Consider the following 22,753-nt stretch of genomic DNA (forward strand, 5'->3'; position numbering starts at 1 on the left):
GGTATGGCCGCGTACGGTTCAGCGCGGGACGTGCCACCAGCGTGGCAACAGGCGACGGACCTCGGCACGCCGGTAGCGGTCGTCTATCAGAAACACGACGCCGCGGTCCTGCTCGGTCCGTATGACGCGGCCCGCTGCCTGAACGACTTTCTGCATGCCCGGGAAGAGATAGGCGTAGTCATAGCCGTTGCCGAAACGACGCTCCAGCAATGCGCGCATCTGCTCATTGACGGGGTTCATCTGGGGCAAGCCGAGCGTGGCGACAAAGGCACCGATCAGACGGTCGCCGGCCAGATCGACGCCTTCCGCAAAGGCACCGCCCATCACCGCGAAGCCGACGCCTCGACTATCCGTTTGGAAACGCGCGAGAAAGGCATCCCGTGCCGCCTCGTCCATACCCGGTGACTGCGTCCAGACCGGCACGTCCGGATGCCGTGCCATCACGGCATCCACGACTTGCTGTAAGTAGTCGAAGCTACTGAAAAACGCGAGATAGTTTCCGGCTTGTGCCGCGTATTGCTTTGCGATCAGGTCCGCGATCGGCAACAGCGAGCGTGCCCGATCACGCCATCGGGTGGATACGTGACCAACCACTTCCACCCGTAGCTGCCCGGCACGAAAAGGCCCTTCGACGTCGAGCCACGCCGTCTCTTCCGACAGACCGAGCGTATCTCGATAAAACTGCCCCGGCGCGAGCGTTCCGGAAAACAGCACCGTGGTCCGCGCCGCCGCGAAGCGGGTCAACAGATACGGCGCCGGCACGACATTGCGTACGGTCAGCGTGGTTGCTTCAAGCGGCCGATGTGCGGCGCCCTTTCGCGCGCCGTCATCGGCATAATCGCGCTCCCGCGGCGAGAGCATCACGTCGAACAAGGCATGCTTTCCGAAACCTTCCGCGAGCGATGCAAACTGCATGACGTCGAAGTGGAAGCGCAGCGCGGCGGGATCGACGTCGAGCGGCGCTTGCGCCATATGCTCGCTCGCCACTTCCGCCAGATTCTGCGCGGCGGCGAGCAAGGGACGCGGAATGGTTTCCAGGACTTGATAGTCCTCCTGCTGCACGCGGTTGATCGCGTTCCACGCGCGGTTCAGCCGATCCAGCGGTTTTTTCAAGATCCCGGGGGCCTTCGCGCGAACCTGTCGCAGTGCGGTCTGGTCGAGCGCGGCGCTATACATGTTTCGTGCGCGATCCACGAGATTATGGGCCTCGTCCACCAGAACGGCGACGCGCCACTGATACGCCTGAGTCATCCCATAAAGCAGCGCGCTACCATCGAAGTAATAGTTGTAGTCGCCGACGACCACATCACACCAACGCGCTAACTCCTGCGATAGATAGTAAGGACAGATGTCGTGCGCCAGCGCGGCGTCGCGTACGACCGCACGCGTCAGTTGTCCATGCGACAAGGCGCTGGAGCGCGCATCCGCGAGACGATCATAGAAGCCGCGCGCCAATGGGCAGGCATCGCCATGGCAGGCCTTGTCCGGGTGCTCGCATGCCTTGTCCCGCGCCACGAGTTCCAGTACCCGTAATGGCAGGCCTGCGTTTTCATCGCGGAGCAAGGTGACCGTGTCGAGCGCCAGTGCCCGGCCGGGCGTCTTTGCCGTCAGAAAGAAAATGCGATCGATGCGGTCTTCGGCGCACGCCTTCAACAACGGAAACAACGATGCCAGCGTCTTGCCGATGCCGGTGGGCGCCTGAACCATCAGGTCCGTCCCGTCGCGGGCCGCACGATAGACCGCCACGGCCATATCCCGTTGCCCCTCTCGGAAGGCATAGGGAAACGACAACGCCGACAGCGCGGCGTTTCGCGCGAGCCGATGCGCCGCTTCGCGCTGCGCCCACGCCAGGAAGCGTTCGCACTGGCTCGTGAAAAATGCTTTCAACGAGGCCGCCGTGTGTTCCTGCGTTAGTAGCGTTTCCTTCTCGGTCCGAATCTCGAAATACACCAGAGAAACCGTCAAGGTCGCCAATTCGCGCGATTCGCACAACAGATGCCCATACACCAGTGCCTGGGCCCAGTGTAGCGCGCGATGATTTGTCGGCATCGCGCTCAGGTCGCCGCGATAGGTCTTGATCTCCTCCAGCCGATTCTCGTCTGCCGCATAGCCGTCGGCGCGACCACGCACTGTCAGGCCCTCATGCATCCCCATCAAGGCGACTTCCGCCTCATATCCTCGCGCCCGGCGCGCGGCCACGGTGACATGACCCGCCATACCCTCGGATGCGGTCGGGGCAGGCGTAAAACGCAGATCGAGGTCGCCGCTACGTGCGGTGAACTCGCAAAGCGCCCGTACGGCCACGATGTAGTTCATTGCGTCAGTACGCGATGCGGCGCAGCGGCGAATCGGGCGTCGTCCATACCATCGTTGACACCGTCATCGACACCGACAGGAAGCGGCGCCGCTTCCTGATGCCACCGTACGTCCAAGACGCGTGCGGGAATGCCATGCGCGGCGAAAAAGCCGAGCCAGCGAAGCTGGTTGTCTTGCAGGCGGTCGCCCGGCCCTTTCACTTCGATCATCTCGTAATCGCGTTGCCGTGGTCGAAAGCGGATCAGGTCGGGCAAGCCGGTGCGGTTGGCGCGAGGATCCGCCAGCAAGCGTTGGAAACAGTGCTTCAAATGCATGGCGGGAATGCAGCGCAATGCCAGCAGCACCACGTCGCGGCGCAGTGCCCCCCAATGCACGAACGGCGACTGGATCCCGTATTTCATCCGCCACTGCGTCAGGATCTGTCGGCGATAGCGACGATCGTCGAGGCGGTCGAGCGCCGCATCGAACAATGCCCGACGGCGCATGACGAAATCGGGTGCATCCAGGTCCGCCGGGCCGCGTTGAAACGGATGAAAGAACGCGCCCGGCAGCGGCGCGAAAACAGCGTCCCAGCACAACAGGCCGAACAGTCCGGCAAGCAAGGTATTTTCGACATAGAAGACCGGTGCTTCCGGCACGCTCAATGCATCACGCACCCGGAACTCGACGGATGATCCCTGAGCGCTCGCCCTGTCGCCATTTTCGTCTACGATATCGGCGTTCGGCGGCAGGTCAAGCACTCCGCGCGAAATCGGCGTCGGACGCGAGATGGGCGACGCCAACGCAACGCGCGTCTTTGCCCAAGAAGATGCGTCAGCTTGCCCGGCTTCCGCTGCTGCGGACGCGTCGGATTGTGATGTCGCTGGCGCGATCGACAAGCGCTTCAGGAGGCGCGTCCGCAACCGCCCGACACGCTGCGCCTCCTCTTCGCTCTCCGGCGCATGCACGGCCTCTGCAGCCAGCGCCAATGCTTCCACCTCACGCCCGCAGCGCTCCATCACCCGCATCGTGCGATGTCGCGCACCAGGCCAGTCGGTCTGCGCATAGGCGGCCAGTGCGCCATCCCAATAATGCATGCGCTCGGCCGCCTGTCCGGCCAGGAACAGACATTTCGCGCGCCGCTGCGCGATCCAGGGATTACGCGTCGATACGGCGACCAACGCCGTCACCACGCTCAGCAGGGCATCCTCGCTCGCAAGCCCGTCCGGCGCGTGCAGCGCCTCCCGGGATCGCTGCAAATCGAGATAGGCGTCGACGTCTTCACGCAACTGAAAAGCGCGCGCGTTTCCCGGAAACACCACTGTCTCATATTGGAAAATGCCGAGATCGGCAAGGACGAACGCTGACCAATCCTGGTGGAGATTACCGAAGAAGATCAGACGCAAACGCTCGCACAAGGGCGCAATCGTGACGTGATACAAACGATCCGTCTCGTCGCGTCCACTGGTCCAGTCAGAATACGCCTGCTCCGCCGGATAACATGGCGTCAAGGCCGCGAGCCATTCCGCCTTGCCTCGCCCAGACATCGACGATAGTTCGGGAAGCAGTCGCAGCAGTTGCGGACGCGTCGACAAGGCAAATAACGATGTCAGCGAGAGCACCGGATCGGCATCGAGCCAACCGTGCGATAGCAGCGGTCCGGCCGCCGCCATCGGGCAGCCGATTTCATCGTATTGCAGTTTGCTTGCACGGAAATGCACGCCCTGCCGCATCAACATTCGCACCAGCAAGGCGCGGGAGGGCAGCGGCAAGGCATCGAAACCGGCAATGAATGCCCGTTCGCGCTCGTCGAGCAGGTCGTCGTAGCGCCGCCCGATCCAATCGAGGGCGCTACGGAAATTATCGAGATAGTAAGGCTCAGCGGCAGGCACGGCGGGAAACGACAGAAAGGAACTGTGTTTTTATACAGGCATGATAGCAGATGTCGCCGTCATCCCCGTCCGCGCCGCGTCCTTCAGCGCTCGACCTGCTGATTCCAGCGCGCGTTCCACTCGGCGCGGTGCGTATTGATCGTCGCCCAATCCACCGATTGGAGATTATGTTCGAGAGCGTCGACCTTGCCGAGTTGCTGTTCCAATTCGGGACTGACCTTCACGGTACGATTGACCGGCAACGATTTCACGTTCGCCATGATTGCCTGCTGCGCCGGAGGGCTGATCAAATACGCGATCAGCTTCTGTGCCAACGCCGGTTGGTCGTTATTCGCCAGCATGCATGCCGAATACATCAGCTTGACGGCCCCTTCTTTCGGCGTCGCGTATTCGACCGGGATACCTTGATCCTTGAACGAACGGATCTGCGTCGCCGTCATCGGAAACAAGGCGGCTTCGCCGTTCTGTGCCATTTCCGAAATCTGTGCCGAATTCGAGATGTATTCCAGAACGTTCGGGCCGATCGTCGTCGACCATTTCGCAAATACCGGCGCGACGTTGCTGTCGTTTCCGCCAAGCAAACGGTTATACATCAGGAACCCATAGAGCCCATAGGTACTGCTGGAGATCGACGGAAAGATGACTTTGCCCTTGTATTTCGGATCGGCAAAGGCAGCCCAGGAATCCGGTGCCGCCCAATGATTCGCATCGAACAGCTTTTTGTTATAGCCGAGTCCGACGACGCCGAACTGGACGGCCACCGCGGCGTCGTTCGGGAAGCGCGCGGCGGGAATCAGGTCGGCCGTGATCTGCTTGTCCGTGACCGGCGCGCATAGCCCGAGCCCCACTGCCCGCACCATCACCCCGTCATCGAGAAACGCGAGATGCATTGTCGGATGGGCTTTCTGCGCCTGCATCTTCGCGACGATATCCGCGGACGTGCCCGGGACGACTGCAATCTTCACATTGTTCTCTTTCTCGAAAGCGGGAAAGACGAAGCGCTCGTAGTTCTTTTGCAGCGTGCCGCCGTTCATGCCGACGTACAGCGTCGGCTCGGCATGCGCCAACGTCGCACCGACGCTCAGCATCAGCACGACGGCCATGCCCAGGCTTCGCTGCACGGCGCGCCATCGTCCGCGCGACACGGGATGCGTCACGGATACGCCTTTCGGCAAGGTATCGATCGCGCGATGTTTTGCAGCGGCAGGGGTATCGCGGTGAGTCGCACGGTGATTCATCAGGCACTCCAAGTCCAGGTCAAAAAAGGAAAGGCCGCGGGCGAATCCGGCGCGGATGTGTGCGATTGCAATTGCAATTGCGCGGCCCCGCGTTGCGCATCGAATCGATCGACACGGAATGCGTCCACCGGCGTGCGCGTGCCGCCATCGACAACCCATTCCGCCAGTACTTCGCCCACGGCCGGCGACAATTGAAATCCGCCGCCCGAAAAGCCGAAGGCATGGAGCAATCCCGGCGTCGACGGGCTCATCCCGAAAATAGGCTGTTTGTCCGGCGTGCCGCCTTCCACGCCAGTCCAGCTTCGAATGACGAGCGCACCGCGCAGTCCGGGAATCGTCCTTTCAGCGGCTTGGAACGCCAGGGCGGCGCGCGCGCCATCGGGGCGGCTCCCGGATAAAGCGAGCACCCCTGTAGACCGTCCTCCGCCGATCACGACGTTGCCGCGCGCGACCTGGCGTGCATAGAAGGCGCCTCCGGCCACGCCGACATTGATCGACATGATCGGCGGCAGCGGCTCGGTCACCAGCATGTTCGGGTAGATCGGTTCGGCGGGCACCACGTCACCACATTGCTCGGCGAATGCCTTGCCCCACGCGCCCGCGCAATTCAAGACATAGCGCGTCTCGAAAATGCCAGCGGACGCCGCGTCACCGAATCCCGCCACCGCTTCCGCGTGTATCGTAAATCGGCCGCCTACGGATGCCTGCGCCTGGGCATACGCCGGCAGCGCTGCCGCATCGGCGTTTGCGGACGACGTCGATGCATCCGAGATCACCTGCATCACCCGGCATTGCTCGCGTACGTCGGCGCCCGCCCGACGCGCGGCGCGGGCATACGCGGCAGCCAGCAGTCGCGGGTTCGCTTGCCCGTCGTCCGGACAAAGCGATGCCCCTAAGACCGCTCCGGACAACCAGGGATAGGCCTGACGCACGGCCCTTGCATCGAGCAAACGCAAATCGAGTCCATAATCGGCCGCGCTTTGATAGTAGGCCTCCAGCTCAGCCATGCCGCGGGCGTCGCACGCCAGTTTCAAATGCCCGCTGCGCACATATTCGATATCGCTATCGAGACGCGCCGACAGCGTCGGCCACAGGGCGTGTGCCCGTTGCGATAAAGGCAATTGCACAAGCGCCCGACCTTGTCGACGGACGCCGCCATAGTTGACACCGCTCGCCTGCGCGCCGCACCATCCTTGCTCGAACAAAACGACGGTGCGTCCCCGCTCACGCAGGGCCAAGGCGGCCGCGCAGCCCATCAATCCGCCACCGATGATCGCGACGTCGAAGCGTCGCACAACCGTGCTCATTGCTCCGGCTCCTCGGTTGCGACGACACCGAACGGGATCGGCTTCAGGGGCGGCTGCGCACGCCAGCGGCCGACCTCCGCGATCGTACAATGACGCGCATCGGCGACGATTCGCGCAGTGGCCGCCGCGCAGATGCGGCCCTGACATCGCCCCATTCCGGCACGGCATAAGGCCTTCACGCGATTCATTTCGATCGCGCCATCGGCCACGCTGCGTCGAATATCGCCTGCCCGCACTTCTTCGCAACGGCAGACGATCAAAGCATCATCCGCACGCGCGAGCCAAGCAGACGGTGCGGCAAACGCGGCCTCGATACCTTCTCGAAAAGCGCCAATCCGTGCCGCCAGCCGTCCGTCGCGTGCCCACTCGCGCTTATGCGCGGGATCGATTGTCGCGCCAAGATCCGACAGCACGGCCAGCGCGGCGCGTCGACCGGCCGCCTCGGCGGCGTCGGCACCCGCGATGCCGCTCCCGTCGCCTGCCAGATAGATCTGCGGCACGCTGCTGCGACCATCGGCATCCCGGCGCGGCAACCACTGCTCGTTCACCGTATCGAAATCGAATGCGCAACCGAGCAGATCGGCCAGTTGCGTTTCCGAGCGCAAGCCGAAGCCGGTCGCCAGCGCGTCGCAGTCGATTTGGCGCGTGCGTCCCGCGCGATCATGCCAACGGATGCCCTCTATGCGGTTGCCGTCCTCGGACAGTGCATCCCAGCCGGTGACGCCATCGTGCATCGGGACACCGCGCAGTCGCAACCATGCGATGTAATACAGCCCCTTGGCGAGGACCGCCGGCAGCACACGCAACCGCGGCAACGCACGCAGTCGCGCGCCGAACGTACTACTGTCGAGCACGGCCAACACATGCGCGCCGGCTTTCACATATTGATACGCGAGCAGATAGAGCAACGGTCCCGACCCGGCAAGGACAACGCGTTGTCCGACGCTACACCCTTGCGACTTCAGCGCTACCTGCGCCGCGCCCAAGGTGTAGACGCCGGGCAGCGTCCATCCTGCAAAAGGCATCACACGATCGACCGCACCGGTGCACAACAACAATCGCCGATAATCGATCTGCGAAAACCGCGGCGTTTCACCGGTCTCGAATAAAGACAGCGTACCGGCCGATGCATGCCAGACCAGCGTCTGCGGACGATAGTCGATATGCGGCAACAATGCGTCGAAAGTCGCATGGATCGACTGCGCCCGCCGCGCTTCGAACCCGTAAAGCGTGCGCGCGTCGCGCACGAAGCCCACCGGTTGACGTCGATAGATCTGGCCGCCCGCACGGGCCTGTTCGTCGATGACGATGGGTCGATATCCCGCTTCCACCAGCGTCTGTGCGGCTCTCACGCCCGCCGGGCCCGTACCGACGATGACAATCGGCGCGTCCGTTTCGCCGTGCGCATCCGGCTCCGGTCCGCGTTGCGCCGACATCTCGCCAAGGCGATCCGTATCGTCCCCCCGCCCCGCCGCTTTATTCATGATGCCGCTCTCGCGCCACGCGCTCGGTCAGCAGGCGCATGCCCGGCGCGATCGCCGTCGTGCAGGCGCGCACGGCACGGCCCTCCTCTGTGCGCATCCAGCAATCCTGACACGCACCGATCAGACAAAAGCCGGCGCGCGGCGCGCCGCTGAATTCGCTGCGACGCAGTCGGTCGCCTTGCGTCAACACCGCCGTCAAAACGGTGTCTCCAGCGAGCGCCGACATGGGCTGCCCATCAAGCGAAAACGCGACCGATGCCCGATGCGTTTCCGTCAAACGCTGCAAAATCGGCACCGTCATGATGCAATACCCTTCGACGAACGGGACGCATCGCCGTTATCGATCGATACAGGGGCGGTGGCTCGCCGAACGCGCACACGCACGCGCCCGGCGCGACGCCGCGTTTTTTCGGGATGACTACCGGCCGCGTCGGGTCCGATCAAGACGCGGTCGAGGCCATATACGCGATCGATCGTCACCATCACCACCGCCGTCAGCGCAATCGTCAATGCGGAAACAGCTGCCATCATCGGATCGATCGACTCGGTGGCGTAGGTGTACATCCGCACCGGCAGCGTCAAGGTTTGCGGCGTCGTGACGAAAATCGACAAGGTCAGCTCATCGAAACTATTGATAAACGCCAGGATCCAGCCGCCGGTCATCCCTGGGACGATCAAGGGCAAGGTAATGCGTCGGAGCACCGTCCATGGGCTGGCACCCAGCGACAAGGCCGCCTGTTCGGCACTCGCGTCCAAGCCCGCCACCGACGCCAAAATCAAGCGCATCACATACGGCGTGACGACGATCACATGCGATGCCACCAACCAGGCAAAGGAACCGGTTGTGTTCAGCAAGGTGAACAAACGCAGCAGCGCCACGCCGAGCACCAGATGCGGGATCACCAGCGGCGAGAGAAATAAGCCATTGATGACGCCGCGTCCCGGAAAGCGCAGCCGTCCCACGGCCAGGCCTGCGGGCACCGCGATCAACAGCGAGATCGTCGCCGACAGCACGCCAAGCGTCAGGCTGTTATAGAAGGATTGGACGAATTCGTCATTCGCCAATGCGGCGCGAAACCAGCGCAGCGAGAACCCGTGCAAGGGTAGCGACAAGGTGTTTTCCGGCGTGAAGGCCACCAGACACACCATCACCAGCGGCGCCAACACGAACACCACGACTACGGTGTGAAAGCACAATGCCAGGGGACCATTTCCACGCATCGACAACACTCTCCAATGGATCCACGCCGGGCGTTCAGCCCAGCGTCGCCTTATGCCGGCCTTCCAGCAAGCGGTTATAGGACAGCATGATGATCAGGTTCGCCAGCAGCAGTACGATCGCAATGGTCGCACCGAGCGGCCAATTCAAGGAGCTGAGAAACTCGTCATACACAGCGGTGGCGACAACCTTCAAGCGCCGGCCGCCCAACAATCCGGGAATCGCGAAAGCGCTGGCGCTCAAACCGAATACGATCAAGCTACCGGACAGGATGCCCGGCAAGACTTGCGGCAAGACGATGCGGCGCATGACCGTGAACTGAGAAGCGCGAAGTGACAGCGCGGCCTGTTCGACCGCCGGATCCAGGCGCTGCAGCGCCGTCCAGACCGGTATTACCATGAAGGGCAACATCACATGCACGAGCGCGACGATCATGGCGCCATTCGTGAACAACAATTTGACGCGACCGAATCCCAACGCCATCAAGGCCAGATTGATCGGGCCCTCACTGCCGAGCAGCATGTTCCAGCCGAATGCGCGCACCACCACAGACACCAGCAAGGGCCCCAAGATCACGACCAGGAAAATCGCGCGCCACGGGCTGCGCATCCTCGACAGCACGTACGCCTCCGGCACGCCGACCAGCAGGCAGATCACGGTGGTGATCCCCGCGACGAAAAAGGTCCGAAGAAAGATTTCATGGAAATAGCCGCTGGACAGTACCTGCCAATAATTCCGCAGGCCGTATGTGGGCTGAATTCCGGTATTGAAATCGAAACCATTGAACGACAAAGCGAACGTCATCAACAAAGGCGCGATCACCATCGTCAAGAACAACACGACGCCGGGTGCGCTGGCCGCGTAAGGGCGCCAATCCGATGGCGTCCGGCTTGCCCGAGAAGCCTTGTCAGCCATGCACGGCTCCCGCATCGACTTGGCCCAGGACGTGCGCGGATTCCGGCATCCAACCGACGCGGATTCGCGCGCCGACATCGGTGCCCGGCCCTTGCCGGTTCGGCCATAGCGCGATCAACGCGCCAAGCGGCGTGTCGATGCGATACAGACATTGGTCTCCCAAAAACATCGCCGACAACACGGTGCCGTCGACATAGGGCAAACCGGTTTCATCGTCGGCCATCGGTCGCAGCTTCTCCGGCCGCACGCAGCATTGGAGGACGGTTCCGACTTCGCTCGGCGATGTCTGCGTCCGAGCGTCCAATGTCCAACGTGCGCTCGGGGCGACCAAGGCACCGTAGCCGATGCGATCACCGCCATTCGACAGGACCTCGGCATCGAACAAATTGGCGCGACCGACGAATTGCGCGACGAATGCACTGGCCGGCGTTTCATAGGCAGCGCGCGGTGTCGCGATCTGCGCGACCCGCCCCGCCTCCATGATCACGACGCGATCGCTCATGGACAAGGCTTCCGCCTGATCATGCGTGACCATCAAGGTGGTCGTGCCGACCGTGCGTTGTATGTCTCGCAATTCTTCCTGCATGGCCTCGCGCAATTTCGCGTCGAGGTTCGACATGGGCTCGTCGAGCAACAGCACGGGCGGTTCGATGACCAAGGCACGCGCTAAAGCGACGCGCTGCCGCTGACCGCCGGAGAGCGCGCGCGGATAGCGATCGGCATAGCGCGACAGATGAACCAATTTCAACGCCTGCGCCACCCGTTCAGCACGCTCCGCCTGCGATACGCCGCGCATCTCGAGACCGAAAGCCACATTGTCCGCCACGCGCATGTGCGGAAACAGCGCATAGCTCTGGAACACGATACCGAGCCCACGCTTGTTCGGCTTCTCTCGCGTAATGTCGCGGCCGTCCAGCATGATCCGGCCGCTGCTGGCTTGCACGAAGCCGGCGATCATCTGCAGCGTGGTGGTCTTGCCGCAGCCGGACGGCCCGAGCAAGGAGACGAACTCCCCCTTGGCGATACTGAGATTGATGCCTTCCACGGCAACCACCTCGCCGTAGCGCTTGCCTACATCGATCAGGTTCAAAAACGTCATCGCCACGCATCGCCCAAGAACGGTTGGACCGGCTTCTTTCACCAGTCGACGCATCAACCGTAAAAATCCAAAATGCCCGCGTCAAACTAAAATTTTGTTCAGAGGAATTTATTTCCTGTTAATTTCGACAGACGGAATCAAGGAAGATCACTTCCCCATATCATTCCGACAGACAATATTGAGATGACATCCGACCTCGAAAGTGAAAAGTCGCTAAGCAGCCTGCAACGCGCCTTCCGATTGCTGCGCGCGGTACTGGACAGTGACGACGGCGCCAGGCTGAATCGACTGGCCCAACAGACGGGCATGACGCAGCCGACGGCGCACCGGCTCCTGCATGCGCTGATCGACGAAGGCATGGTCGAACAGGATGCCGCCAAGGCCTATCGACCGACGCTGGCCTTGTTTGCCATGGCGGCCAAGTCGGCGCGGCGCGGCAATCTGCGCGATGTGTGCCGTCCGATCCTGCTACGCATGTCGGCGACATTGAGCGACACGACGTTTCTGATCGTGCGCAATGGCTATGACGCGATCTGTCTCGACCGATGCGAAGGGGCGCTGCCGATCCGCTCCTTCACGGGCGACATCGGCGGCCGCGTCGTCCTGGGAACTGGGCAGGCATCGCTGACGATCCTTGCCTATCTTCCGGACGCGGAGCGCGAGGAGGTGATCCGCTTCAACCTCCCGCGCCTACTCGATCTGAAACTGCACGACGAGGTATCGCTGCGCTTGGCGATCGACTGGGTGCGCGAGCATGGGTATGCGGTGTCGCGCGGTCTGGGCGCGTTTCCCGGCGATGGCGGGGTCAATACCTTTCCAGGAATGGGCGGTGTGGCCGTGCCGATTCTTGATCGCGACGGACGGGCTTTAGCGGCACTGAGCATCGGCACGCTCGCCGAGCGCTTGAACGCGCAGCGTCTGCCAACCGTCGTGTCGATCCTGCAAAGAGAAGCCGCCGCCTTGACCGCGCAGCTGGACCCTTTCGATCCCAGCAGCCGACGACCCGCGCAAATGCTAGGCGGCTCCGTGCCGGATCGCATGACGGTGTAACGTCGAAGACGCGCGCGACACGCCCATGAGAGAGCAAGGCGCGTTGTCGCGCATCTTAAAAGTCGGCGCAGCGGTGTTCGAGCGTCGCAATGCGGGTGCGGTTGATCGGGTTTCCCCGCATAGGGCCTGTTAACTATTTAGTACACAATTGCTCCTGACAGGCCGAACCGTCGGCATTCGCAACCGCACCGTCTTGAGGATCCGGTGGAAACACACATTGGCAGCCGCGACTGTGCGCGCACCGCGCGGAACGATTCCGACGAGAAATCGGTCCGCATCGTCGACGCCGAAGGTCACCGAAAAAACATCCTCGAGGTGGCGACGGCGGAATTTGCGGCGCACGGCTTCGCCGGCGCCCGCATAGACGAAATCGCAGCGAAGACGTCTTGCAGCAAGCGGATGATTTACTACTACTTCGTGGACAAGGACGGTCTCTATGTCGCGGTGTTGGAAAACGCATATCGGCGCGTGAGGCAACTCGAGGAAGCGGTCGACTACGATGTGCTTTCACCAGAGGCGGCCCTGCGCAAGCTTGTCGCCTTTCGCTTTTCCTATCACGAGAAAAACGCACACTTCGTCAAGCTCGTTCTGAACGAAAATATGAACGGGGCCCATCATCTGGCGCGTTCGGACGTGATCGTTCAGTTGAATCAACTCGCATTGGCGACCGTCGATCGCATTTACGCACGAGGCGTACACGACCGCGTTTTTCGTCCGGGCATCAGCGCACTCGAGATTCATTGGCAGATCAGCGCCTTCTGTTTCTACGGCGTGTCGAACAAGTCGACGTTCTCGACCCTATTTGAAAGGCAGATATCCGTCGGTTTGTCGTTCGATAAGATAAAGGCGAATGCAGTCGATTCGATCATGCGATTCGTCATCCTTTAACGGAAAACCGTCGCTTGACAATGCCTCTCCCTAAAAAAAATCTATCTCTTTATGAAACCATCGCTTAGCGGTACTGATCTTGACCCCAAGAAGCCCAGTCGAGCGCGATTCCAGATTCTCGCCCTGCTGACAACCGGGACGGTCATCAATTATCTCGACCGGACGGTGCTGGGCATCGCCGCCCCGTCGATCACGCATGAAATGGCGCTCTCGCCTGCGACCTTAGGCGTCATTTTTTCGGCATTTGCCTGGACCTATGCGGCTGCGCAAATCCCGGGCGGCATCTTTCTCGACCGCTTCGGCAATCGCCTCACCTACTTCTTATCGCTTTTCTTTTGGTCGCTCTTCACGCTTCTCCAAAGCTGCGCAGTCGGCGTGATGAGCTTCGTTGGCCTCCGCCTCGGTCTCGGCGTATCGGAAGCGCCGTGCTTTCCGGCAAACAGCCGCATCGTCAGCCTCTGGTTCCCACGCAAGGAACGAGCGCGGGCAACGAGTATCTACACGGTTGGCGAGTACATCGGCCTGGCCGTCTTTAGCCCCTTGCTGTACGTGATGCTGACGCATTTCGGCTGGCGTTCGCTTTTCGTCACGGTCGGTGCCGCGGGTATCGTCTTCGCCTTTGTCTGGTGGAAATGGTATCGGGACCCAGCGAGCTTTCCAGGCGTCAATCAAGCGGAACGCGACTACATACAAGACGGCGACATCTTGCAATTGGATGCGGTGAAAGCCGAGCCGTTCTCGTGGAAGAACGTCCGCCTGTTGTTAGGCTTCCGGCAAATCTGGGGCGCGAGTCTCGGTCAGTTCGCCGGTAACGCCACCCTCATCTTTTTTGTCACCTGGTTTCCGACCTATCTCGCGACCGAGCGTCATTTGCCGTGGTTGAAAGTGGGCTTCTTCTCGATCCTGCCCTTCATCGCGGCCGGTGTCGGTGTGCTCTCCGGCGGCTGGCTTTCCGATAAATTGCTGACCCGAACCTCCGCGAATTTCGCGCGAAAGTTTCCGATCGTCCTGGGGCTCTTCCTGGCGGCGTCGATCGTCGTGGCGAACTACACGGCCAGTAATACACTCGTCATTCTGATCCTGTCCATCGCGTTCTTTGGCCAGGGCATGGTCGGGCTCGGCTGGGTGGTCATTGCCGATATCGCGCCGTTGAATCTGATGGGCCTGACAGGCGGCATCTACAATTTCATGACGAATGTTTCCGGGATCACAACGCCCTTGGTGGTGGGTTTCATCGTCGCACGCACCGGCTCTTTCGTTTATGCACTCGCCTTCATATCGGTGCTCGCATTGATCGGCGCGCTGTCGTACATCTTCTTGCTCGGCGACGTCAAGCGTATCGTTATCGAGAAGCCGTGACGGCACGATGACCCGGCAAAACCGACCAAATCTCAGGAGACATGTCGTGCAAGCAAGCGTTCGTGCAGTCGTACAAGCCAGGGACCAGTTAGGGGAGACGCCCATCTGGTGCGATAGAACCCAACGCATCTGGTGGATCGACATCGAAAAGCCGAAGCTGCAGAGCTTCGATGCGGCGACGGGGATCCACGACGTCTACCCTTTCCCATCCACTTTTCTCGGCTCGCTCGTGCCGCACAAGCAAGGCGGGTTTGTCGTGGCGCTGGACAACCGGCTATGTCATTTCGATCCCGTCTCACGGTATCTAACGACCATTACCGACGTCGAACCGCACGATGCCGGCACGCGACTGAACGACGGTCGTTGCGATCGGCGTGGCCGACTTTGGATCGGTACGATGGACGCGCAGATTCGCGAGCCGCTCGGCAGCTTCTATCGCGTCGATCGATCCGGTACGGTGAAGCGATTTTTCGGCGATATCATCGTGACCAATACCATCACGACCTCGCCGGACGACAGGACGCTGTATATGTCGGACACCCGCCGTCTGAAGATATGGGCATTCGATCTGGATCCCGAATCGGGCGAGATTTCGAATAAGCGCGTATTCGCCGATTACACCGGGCAGACAGGACGTCCCGATGGCGCCTGCGTGGATAGCGAAGGCTATCTTTGGAACGCGGTATTCGCCGGGAGTCGCGTTGTGCGGTATGCACCCGACGGCACGATAGACCGCACGATCGCGCTACCGGTGACCAATCCGACATGCGTCTGCTTTGGCGGTCCGGATCTGAGCACGCTCTACATCAGTACGGCAACGAAGATGATCGCGCCGGAGGTCCTGGCAAATGAACCGCTTGCGGGCGCCTTGCTAGCGGTCGACGTCGGCGTGAAGGGTCTTCCGGAGCCGGCGTTTGGCTGAACGATACGCGGTTACGCAACGGTAAAGGAAGACACCGCATCGGATAGCCGATTTCCCTGAACGACCAATGCCTGCGACGCTGCCGACGCCTCTTCCACGAGGGCCGCATTCTGCTGCGTCACCTCGTCCATTTCGGTGACGGCAACGTTGACCTGAAGGATGCCGCGGCTTTGCTCATCCGATGCGGATGCGATTTCGCCGATCAACGTCGTAACGTTCACGATAGCCTGCGCGACCTCGCCCATCGTCGTACCGGATTGATGCGCCAAACGCGTGCCGGCGTTGACCTGCTCTACCGAACGGTTGATCAATGCCTTGATTTCCTTCGAGGCACTTGCCGAACGTTGCGCAAGACTCCGCACTTCGCTGGCCACCACGGCAAAGCCACGACCCTGTTCTCCCGCGCGCGCGGCTTCGACGGCGGCGTTCAATGCCAGGATATTGGTTTGAAACGCGATACCTTCGATGATGCTGGTGATCTCTTCGATTTTGCGAGAGCTCTCACTGATGTCGCTCATTGTTTGCGCGACGTCTCGCGCCACGGTCGTACCACGCGTCGCAACACGGGAGGCTTCGGTCGCCATCGTGCTGGCCTGCTGGGCGTTGTTGGCGTTCTGCTGCACGGTAGCCGTCAGCTCCTCCATACTCGCGGAGGTTTCCTGTAACGCCGCCGCTTGCTGTTCGGTTCGCGTCGACAGATCCAGATTGCCCTGCGCTATCTCGCCGGAACCGGCCGCTATCCCGATCGCAACGGTGCGAACCTGCCCGATCAGCGCACTGAGATTGCGCTGCATATCGTGCATCGACGCCAAGACGCTGCCCTTTGGCGGCTGCCTGCGTGAATCAAGGGACCGCAGATCACCGTCGGCCACGGTACGAGCGATCCGACTCAGATCGAACGGTTCCGCGCCTAATTGCGTCGTGATCGAGCGCGTGATAAGCCAGCCGGCCAGGACCGCCGCAATGGCGGCCACCAAGCAAATCAAAAACACGGCGTCGCGATGCCAGACAAAGGAGTCTTCAGACGCTTGCATCGCCGCGTGCTGGCGTTTGGTCGTCAGTGCCATATAGGCGGCGGTGGCTTGCTGCAGCGCCATCAATAGCGGGCGCCCTTCGCTATCGATTTTCTGAATCGCGGCGTCGTGCTCGCCCGCCAATCCGAGGCGGAGGATATCGTTCGCGACCGGCTTGTACGACGCCTCGACGCGCGTCATGTTGTCAACGAGCGCTTGGACCTCCGGCGGAACGTGTCCCTCCTTGGCCAATCGATTCAGCTTGTCGACATTGGCGTCGACATCCTGCTGTGCGTTGCGCCCCGCTTCCGCGATACGTGGGCGAGCGCTTTCGCTGACCAACAGCATATCGCGTGACGCCAGCGCGCGCCGTGCCACCGCGGCCTCCACGGCCTGCGCGGCGTCCGCTCGGGCGTTGATGCCGGAAACGTAGGAGATAAAGTTCTGATTCGCGTTGCTCAAGGAGTTTAACGCGAGGCCGGCAATGCACAGGACCAGGAACGTAAGGGAGCCGAAAGCAACCGTGAGTTTTGCTCGGACTGACCAAGAGGCCATGACGTGTCTCGTTGATGGAAGAATGATTCTTACACCACTAACGACACCTTTCAAATTTTCTTGATCATACGTTCGTTTTAATATGTAACTTTATATTTCAGTCCCGACTTGGAGGCTGAGGGATGGTGAGACTTGTCTATCTCGACGCGGTCCCGTCGCGCACACGCCGTCTTTGTGGGCATTCGGTAATCAAACTGCGTATTTGACATAGCAAAAAATAGTGAAATAGAATGCTCTGTCTACTTTGCACGGCCTTTATACTCCCTATGATCCGCCGCGCCTCGTTATTGAACGTCTCCGCAACCATCGCATTCGTCGTGGCTCCGGGGTGGTCCTCAGCAAGGACAGTGGCGAGGTCCAGCAAGTAGCCCATCGACGCCTCCAGTGCGCATGCGTGCCACCAACTTTCATATAACAATCCGCCCATTGGAGATCGGATATGGCGGGAGACCACATTGGGCTCTATTTTTGGGGCGGTATCTTGGCGATCGGTGCTGTCAGCACCGCCATCGACAAAGCAAAAGCGCACCTTGGCGCAAAGAAATCCGTAGCGCCCCATAATCTGGCACGGGGAAACCACACGGAAAAAGCACTCGCACATCTGCATCGCTACGCCTTCCCGAAGCTCGTGCTGGACGTCTTTCATCATGAGCATCCCGACCTGACGCATGCGCAAGGCGACCTCGCATTCGCGGGTTTGCGTGAGTTCTTTCTATTGCTGCGGTTAAGCGGTGAAAAACCCGAAGCGGGATCCCTGGGCATGCCGTCGGTTCTGGTCGACAAAGCGTGGCACGCGTTCGTGTTGTGTACGGCGGAGTATGAAGCGTTCTGCCATCGATTCTTTGGCCAGATGATTCATCATAGGCCCGACCCAACCGCGAAGCCACACACCTTGGAGCGTAACGCCACGTTCAGCAGAGAGACAGTGAACACGTGGTCTAGTTTTCAAATCGCGAAACGGCATTACGGCGCGTTTTTCAGGACGAGCGGGAATGGCTATCCCACACTTTTCGAGACGGACCGCATCGCGGGCTTTTCGCGCGGATGGATATGGACCGAAGCAGCGCTTTTCGCGCTGGGACTCGCGGCCGGTCGTAGTGAGCGCAGGGATATCCCGAGCGGCGCCGTCGCCACGAATTTTCCGAGCGATTTCCCATCGACGACCGATTCTTCTCCTTCCACCGGAGATCATCATTCCGGCGGTCACAGTTGTTCGAGCGGGGGACATGCAGGGGGACATAGCTGCAGCAGCGGCTCGAGTTGCGGCAGTAGCTGCGGCAGTAGTTGCGGCGGCGGCGGAAGCAGCGGCGATTGACGCCGCCGCTTGCTCAAAGGGTTTTATACCCGCCCCAGGACGGCATGGAAGGCACGAGCGCATCGATGATGCGCATCCAACAAGCGCTCAAGCCGGGCGTTTTCCCGGCGCGCTCCGGCCTTTACCAACAGGCTTCCGCGGTCCCGAGCCGGGCTTGCCGGCAGGCTTGCCACCCGGCTTTTGCGTCGCGGATGGCTTCGCCCGCGACGACCCCGTCCCCTTACCCGCAGCGGCAACCCGCCCATTCGCATTGCGCTTGTTGCCCGCTCCTTGCTGACGCGGCTTTTGACCGGGCACGGCTGCCCCCGACGCCGCTTGCAGGACTTTGGGCTTCTTGGGTTTCTTCGGTTTCTTGATGATCTGCCTCGTCGCGCTGGTCTGCGGCACACGGTGCTCGGCTTCGAAACCCGGTTCTTCTTCACGCGGCAGCGTTTGCTGGATCAGCGCTTCGATCGCGGCCAATTGCGGCGCTTCGTCGGCGCACACGAGCGATACCGCCACCCCGCTCGCACCGGCGCGGCCGGTCCGACCAATGCGGTGCACGTAGTCCTGCGCCACGATCGGCAAATCGACATTGATCACCAACGGCAGGTCGTCGATATCCAGTCCGCGCGCCGCCACATCGGTGGCGACCAGCAGGCGTACATTACCCGACTTGAAACGTTCCAACGCACGCAGACGCGCCGGCTGCGGTTTGTCGCCATGGATCGTATCGACCGCATAGCCCTCGCGTTCCATCATCGCCGCCAGATACTCCACGCCCTCGCGGGTCTTGACGAACACCAGCGCGTGATCCCACTTGTTTTCCGCCACGAGGTGCAGGAAAAGTTCAGGCTTGTCCTTTTTATCGACCGTCACCACCCACTGCTTGATCTTGCTCGCCGTGGCGTTGGGTTGACTAACGCTGATATTGACGGGGCTCCGCAGAATGCTCGCCGCCATCGTACGGATATCGTCGGTAAACGTGGCGGAGAACAACAGGGTCTGCCGCTGAGCAGGCAAGGCTGCGAAGACCGCATCGAGTTCGCGCGAAAACCCCAGATCCAGCATACGATCGGCTTCGTCCAACACGAGCGTTTGCACCTGATCGAAGCGCACGGCATTCTGGCGATGCAGATCGAGCAGACGGCCCGGTGTGGCAACCAGCACATCCACGCCCTTTCGCAACTTCATCATCTGCGGATTGATACTGACACCGCCGTAGGCGGTCATCAATCGTACATCCAGCCCCTGTCCGTACTCGACGAAGCTTTGCAGCACTTGCTCGGCCAGTTCGCGCGTGGGGACCAGTACCAGCACCCGCACGCGGTTGCTGGCCACCGGTGGCCCCGATTGGACCAGCCGTTGCAATAGCGGCAGCGCAAAGCCGGCCGTTTTGCCCGTGCCGGTCTGTGCCGCCGCCATGACATCCTTGCCACCGAGCACAGCGGGAATCGCCTTGGTCTGCACCGGGGTCGGTGTCTGGTACTTGAGCGCCTGCAGATTACGCAGCAAGGCATCGATCAGGCCAAGTAAGGCAAAAGACATTGGCGTATTCCGGGCTAAAAACCGCAATTCTACCGTTACCGCCAGGTTGAGCGACCCAAATCGCGATTCACCGAACGCTGCGGACGCATGCGCACATGCTGCATCGCTATCTTACAGGCGCGCAAATTGCTGCGTTTTAGAATGCACTTGCCGCTTGTTTCCGCCTCAACCACCCAAATCCCGTGCCCCCTTAAGGAGCCGCGATGCCTGCTTCCGTTCAAGATGCGCTTTCCGCCCCGTCCACCCATCATGCATCGGAGGAGACCCTCCGTCAGATGGACGCCTATTGGCGCGCGTCGAATTACATCGCCGCCAGTCAGATCTACCTGAAAGACAACCCGCTTCTTCGCCGCCCTTTACAATTCAGCGACATCAAGCCGCGCCTGCTCGGCCACTGGGGAACCACGCCGGGCCTCAATTTCGTCTATACCCATTTGAACCGCATCATCACCGAGCGCGAACAGCGGATGCTGTTCGTAACCGGTCCCGGTCACGGCGCGCCGGCCGTGCTGGCGCAAACCTGGCTCGAGGGCAGTTTTCCGGAACGCTATCCGGACATGGCGCGAAACGAAGCCGGATTGCATCGTCTGCAACGTCAGTTTTCCTGGCCGTATGGCTTGCCGAGTCATGCCGCACCGGAAACGCCGGGATCGATTCATGAAGGCGGCGAGTTGGGCTACAGCCTGCTGCACGCCTGCGGCGCGGCCTTCGATAATCCGAATTTGGTGGTGCCCTGCGTCGTCGGCGACGGCGAGGCGGAGTCAGGCCCCGCCGCCGCGAGCTGGCATTTCAATAAATTCCTGAACCCCGCCCGCGACGGCGCGGTCCTGCCGATTCTGCATTTGAACGGCTATAAGATCGCCAATCCGACGATCCTGGCGCGCATCCCGGATTCGGAACTGCGTGCGCTCTTCGAAGGCTATGGCTTTGAACCGATCCTCGTATCGGGTTCCGACCCGAAAGAGATGCACCGGCTGATGGCCGATATGCTGGATCGCGTCTTCGACTGTCTCTCGGCGATTCGCCGTGAGGCACGGGCGCAGCAGTCACGCGGCGAAACGGTCACACGGCCACGCTGGCCCATGTTGATCCTCCGCACGCCAAAAGGCTGGACCGGCCCCCATGCCTTCGGCGGCGTACCGATCGAAGGCACTTGGCGTGCCCATCAGGTGCCGCTCGCCGTGCAGGCCCCTTCCGCCGGCGATCAAACCGATCCCGCCGAGCGCGAGGACGACGAACGTCGCTTGCGAGCGCTCGAAGCATGGCTGCGCTCCTATAAACCGGAGACGCTATTCGACGGCGAAGGGCGCCCCGTCGCGGCGCTACGCGATCTACCGCCGCGCGGCGATCTACGGATGGGCAGTACGCCACATGCAAATGGCGGCGAACTACGCACGCCGCTCGTGCTGCCGGACATTGGCGCGTACGGCACGTCGTTCACGGCGCCCGGGTCCGAACAGCGCAGCCCCATGCATCAGTTGGGCGCCTATCTGCGAGACGTTTTCCGCTTGAACGAGTCGACGTCGAACTTCAGAATGTTCGCGCCGGATGAAACAGCCTCCAATCGTCTCGATGGCGTGTTCGAAGTGACCAAACGATGCTGGCTTGGTTCGCACGAAGAAACCGACGACAACTTATCGCCCGACGGTCGTGTGCTGGAAGTGTTGAGCGAACACTTGTGCGAAGGCTGGTTGGAGGGCTATCTGCTCACCGGCCGTCATGGCGTGTTTTCCTGCTATGAAGCTTTTATGCACATCGTCGATTCGATGTTCAATCAGTATGCGAAATGGTTGGAAAGCGCGCATGACATCGCCTGGCGCAAGCCGGTCTCGGCACTGAACTACGTGCTGACGTCGCACGTCTGGCAGCAGGATCACAATGGTTTTTCCCATCAGGACCCGGGCTTTATCTCCCACGTCATGAACAAGAGCAGCCGCATCGTGCGCGTCTACCTGCCGCCCGATGCGAACACGCTGCTCAGCGTCTTCGAACATTGCCTGAAAAGCACCGACATGATCAACGTCGTGATCGCCGGCAAGCAGCCGGAGTCGGTGTGGCTGACACCGGAGCAGGCGAAGGATCACTGTCGTCTGGGCGCCGATGCCTGGCGCTGGGCAGGCAATGTCGACGACGTGGAGGAGGCCGACGTCGTCCTCGCCTGCGCTGGCGACACGCCCACCCGCGAGATTCTCGCGAGCGCGATGCTGCTGCGCGACGCGGCACCGGACCTGCGTATTCAGGTGACGAATGTCGTCGACCTGATGTCCCTGCTCGAACCCAACGAACATGCGCATGGCATGCCGGATGAACGTTTCTCCAAGCTGTTCGGCGAGGACACGCCAGTCGTGTTCGCCTTCCATGGCTATCCGCCACTTATCCATCAATTGATTCACAAGCGAGCGAATCAGCACGACTTCCACGTGCACGGCTATCAGGAGCACGGGACGACGACGACGCCCTTCGATATGTGCGTCCTGAACGAGATCGATCGCTATTCGCTGGCTGCCGCGGCGTTGCGACACGCGCGTGCCGATAAGCCCGAATGGAGAGCCGCCGCGGAACGCATCGCGGCGCTGAAAGACCGTCATCGCGAATACGTGTCGACGCACGGCGACGATCTGCCCGAAATCAAGCACTGGCAATGGAAATCGGCTTGATACGCGACGACGGCAACC

16 protein-coding genes and 1 pseudogene are annotated in these 22,753 nt (G+C 61.3%); 6 read left to right on the forward strand and 11 right to left on the reverse strand.

The features are described from left to right. Positions 1-18: 18 nt before the first annotated feature. From ABEG21_RS15540 to ABEG21_RS15580, 9 genes and pseudogenes are all read right to left on the reverse strand, one after another. Positions 19-2,316 (reverse strand): helicase C-terminal domain-containing protein, encoded by a 2,298-nt coding sequence (locus ABEG21_RS15540; RefSeq protein WP_347557550.1) that lies wholly within the window; start codon positions 2,314-2,316, stop codon positions 19-21. After that, complete coding sequence (locus ABEG21_RS15545) at positions 2,313-4,187, reverse strand: VRR-NUC domain-containing protein (RefSeq protein ID WP_347557551.1); 1,875 nt, start codon at positions 4,185-4,187, stop codon at positions 2,313-2,315. Before ABEG21_RS15545 ends, ABEG21_RS15540 begins: the two co-directional genes overlap by 4 nt. Before the next feature lie 83 nt (positions 4,188-4,270). After that, positions 4,271-5,425 (reverse strand): ABC transporter substrate-binding protein, encoded by a 1,155-nt coding sequence (locus ABEG21_RS15550; protein ID WP_347557552.1) that lies wholly within the window; start codon positions 5,423-5,425, stop codon positions 4,271-4,273. Continuing rightward, positions 5,425-6,732, reverse strand: a complete 1,308-nt coding sequence (locus ABEG21_RS15555; protein WP_347557553.1) for an FAD-binding oxidoreductase — start codon at positions 6,730-6,732, stop codon at positions 5,425-5,427. Before ABEG21_RS15555 ends, ABEG21_RS15550 begins: the two co-directional genes overlap by 1 nt. Continuing rightward, positions 6,729-8,216: an FAD/NAD(P)-binding oxidoreductase gene (locus ABEG21_RS15560; protein WP_347557554.1), complete on the reverse strand. Its 1,488-nt coding sequence runs from the start codon at positions 8,214-8,216 to the stop codon at positions 6,729-6,731. Before ABEG21_RS15560 ends, ABEG21_RS15555 begins: the two co-directional genes overlap by 4 nt. After that, the gene (locus ABEG21_RS15565; RefSeq protein WP_347557555.1) at positions 8,209-8,517 is read right to left on the reverse strand and encodes a (2Fe-2S)-binding protein; all 309 of its coding nucleotides are present in this window, start codon (positions 8,515-8,517) and stop codon (positions 8,209-8,211) included. Before ABEG21_RS15565 ends, ABEG21_RS15560 begins: the two co-directional genes overlap by 8 nt. Before the next feature lie 134 nt (positions 8,518-8,651). Beyond that, positions 8,652-9,437, reverse strand: a pseudogene (locus tag ABEG21_RS15570) (ABC transporter permease); the annotation flags it as partial. A 34-nt stretch (positions 9,438-9,471) separates the two neighbouring features. Next, positions 9,472-10,350 (reverse strand): ABC transporter permease, encoded by an 879-nt coding sequence (locus tag ABEG21_RS15575; RefSeq protein ID WP_347557556.1) that lies wholly within the window; start codon positions 10,348-10,350, stop codon positions 9,472-9,474. After that, a complete protein-coding gene (locus ABEG21_RS15580; RefSeq protein WP_347557557.1) occupies positions 10,343-11,449 on the reverse strand; it encodes an ABC transporter ATP-binding protein in 1,107 nt (368 codons plus the stop codon). The genes ABEG21_RS15575 and ABEG21_RS15580 overlap by 8 nt, the downstream gene beginning before the upstream one ends. A 183-nt stretch (positions 11,450-11,632) precedes the next feature. Between ABEG21_RS15580 and ABEG21_RS15585 the strand changes: the two genes are divergently transcribed. From ABEG21_RS15585 to ABEG21_RS15600, 4 genes are all read left to right on the forward strand, one after another. Further along, positions 11,633-12,499, forward strand: coding sequence for an IclR family transcriptional regulator (locus ABEG21_RS15585; RefSeq protein WP_347557558.1), 867 nt, complete (start codon positions 11,633-11,635; stop codon positions 12,497-12,499). A gap of 204 nt (positions 12,500-12,703) precedes the next feature. After that, entirely contained in the window at positions 12,704-13,387 is a 684-nt protein-coding gene (locus ABEG21_RS15590) for a TetR/AcrR family transcriptional regulator (RefSeq protein ID WP_347557559.1), read from the forward strand. A gap of 51 nt (positions 13,388-13,438) precedes the next feature. Then, positions 13,439-14,746: an MFS transporter gene (locus ABEG21_RS15595; RefSeq protein ID WP_347557560.1), complete on the forward strand. Its 1,308-nt coding sequence runs from the start codon at positions 13,439-13,441 to the stop codon at positions 14,744-14,746. 46 nt (positions 14,747-14,792) lie between these two features. Then, the gene (locus tag ABEG21_RS15600) at positions 14,793-15,668 is read left to right on the forward strand and encodes an SMP-30/gluconolactonase/LRE family protein (protein WP_347557561.1); all 876 of its coding nucleotides are present in this window, start codon (positions 14,793-14,795) and stop codon (positions 15,666-15,668) included. 11 nt (positions 15,669-15,679) lie between these two features. Here ABEG21_RS15600 and ABEG21_RS15605 read toward each other — a convergent pair whose 3' ends face one another. Continuing rightward, positions 15,680-17,236 carry a methyl-accepting chemotaxis protein gene (locus tag ABEG21_RS15605; protein WP_347557562.1) on the reverse strand — a complete coding sequence of 519 codons (1,557 nt, stop codon included), beginning with the start codon at positions 17,234-17,236 and terminating at the stop codon, positions 15,680-15,682. A 439-nt stretch (positions 17,237-17,675) separates the two neighbouring features. On the opposite strand from ABEG21_RS15605, the gene ABEG21_RS15610 reads away from it, so the two are divergent. Continuing rightward, a complete protein-coding gene (locus ABEG21_RS15610) occupies positions 17,676-18,551 on the forward strand; it encodes a hypothetical protein (RefSeq protein ID WP_347557563.1) in 876 nt (291 codons plus the stop codon). Between the two features lie 87 nt (positions 18,552-18,638). Here ABEG21_RS15610 and ABEG21_RS15615 read toward each other — a convergent pair whose 3' ends face one another. Continuing rightward, positions 18,639-20,078, reverse strand: a complete 1,440-nt coding sequence (locus tag ABEG21_RS15615; protein WP_347557564.1) for a DEAD/DEAH box helicase — start codon at positions 20,076-20,078, stop codon at positions 18,639-18,641. Between the two features lie 203 nt (positions 20,079-20,281). Between ABEG21_RS15615 and ABEG21_RS15620 the strand changes: the two genes are divergently transcribed. Continuing rightward, complete coding sequence (locus ABEG21_RS15620; protein WP_347557565.1) at positions 20,282-22,735, forward strand: phosphoketolase family protein; 2,454 nt, start codon at positions 20,282-20,284, stop codon at positions 22,733-22,735. Positions 22,736-22,753: the final 18 nt, after the last annotated feature.

The organism is Robbsia sp. KACC 23696 (genome assembly GCF_039852015.1).
In the GTDB taxonomy this organism is placed as follows: Bacteria; Pseudomonadota; Gammaproteobacteria; order Burkholderiales; family Burkholderiaceae; genus Robbsia.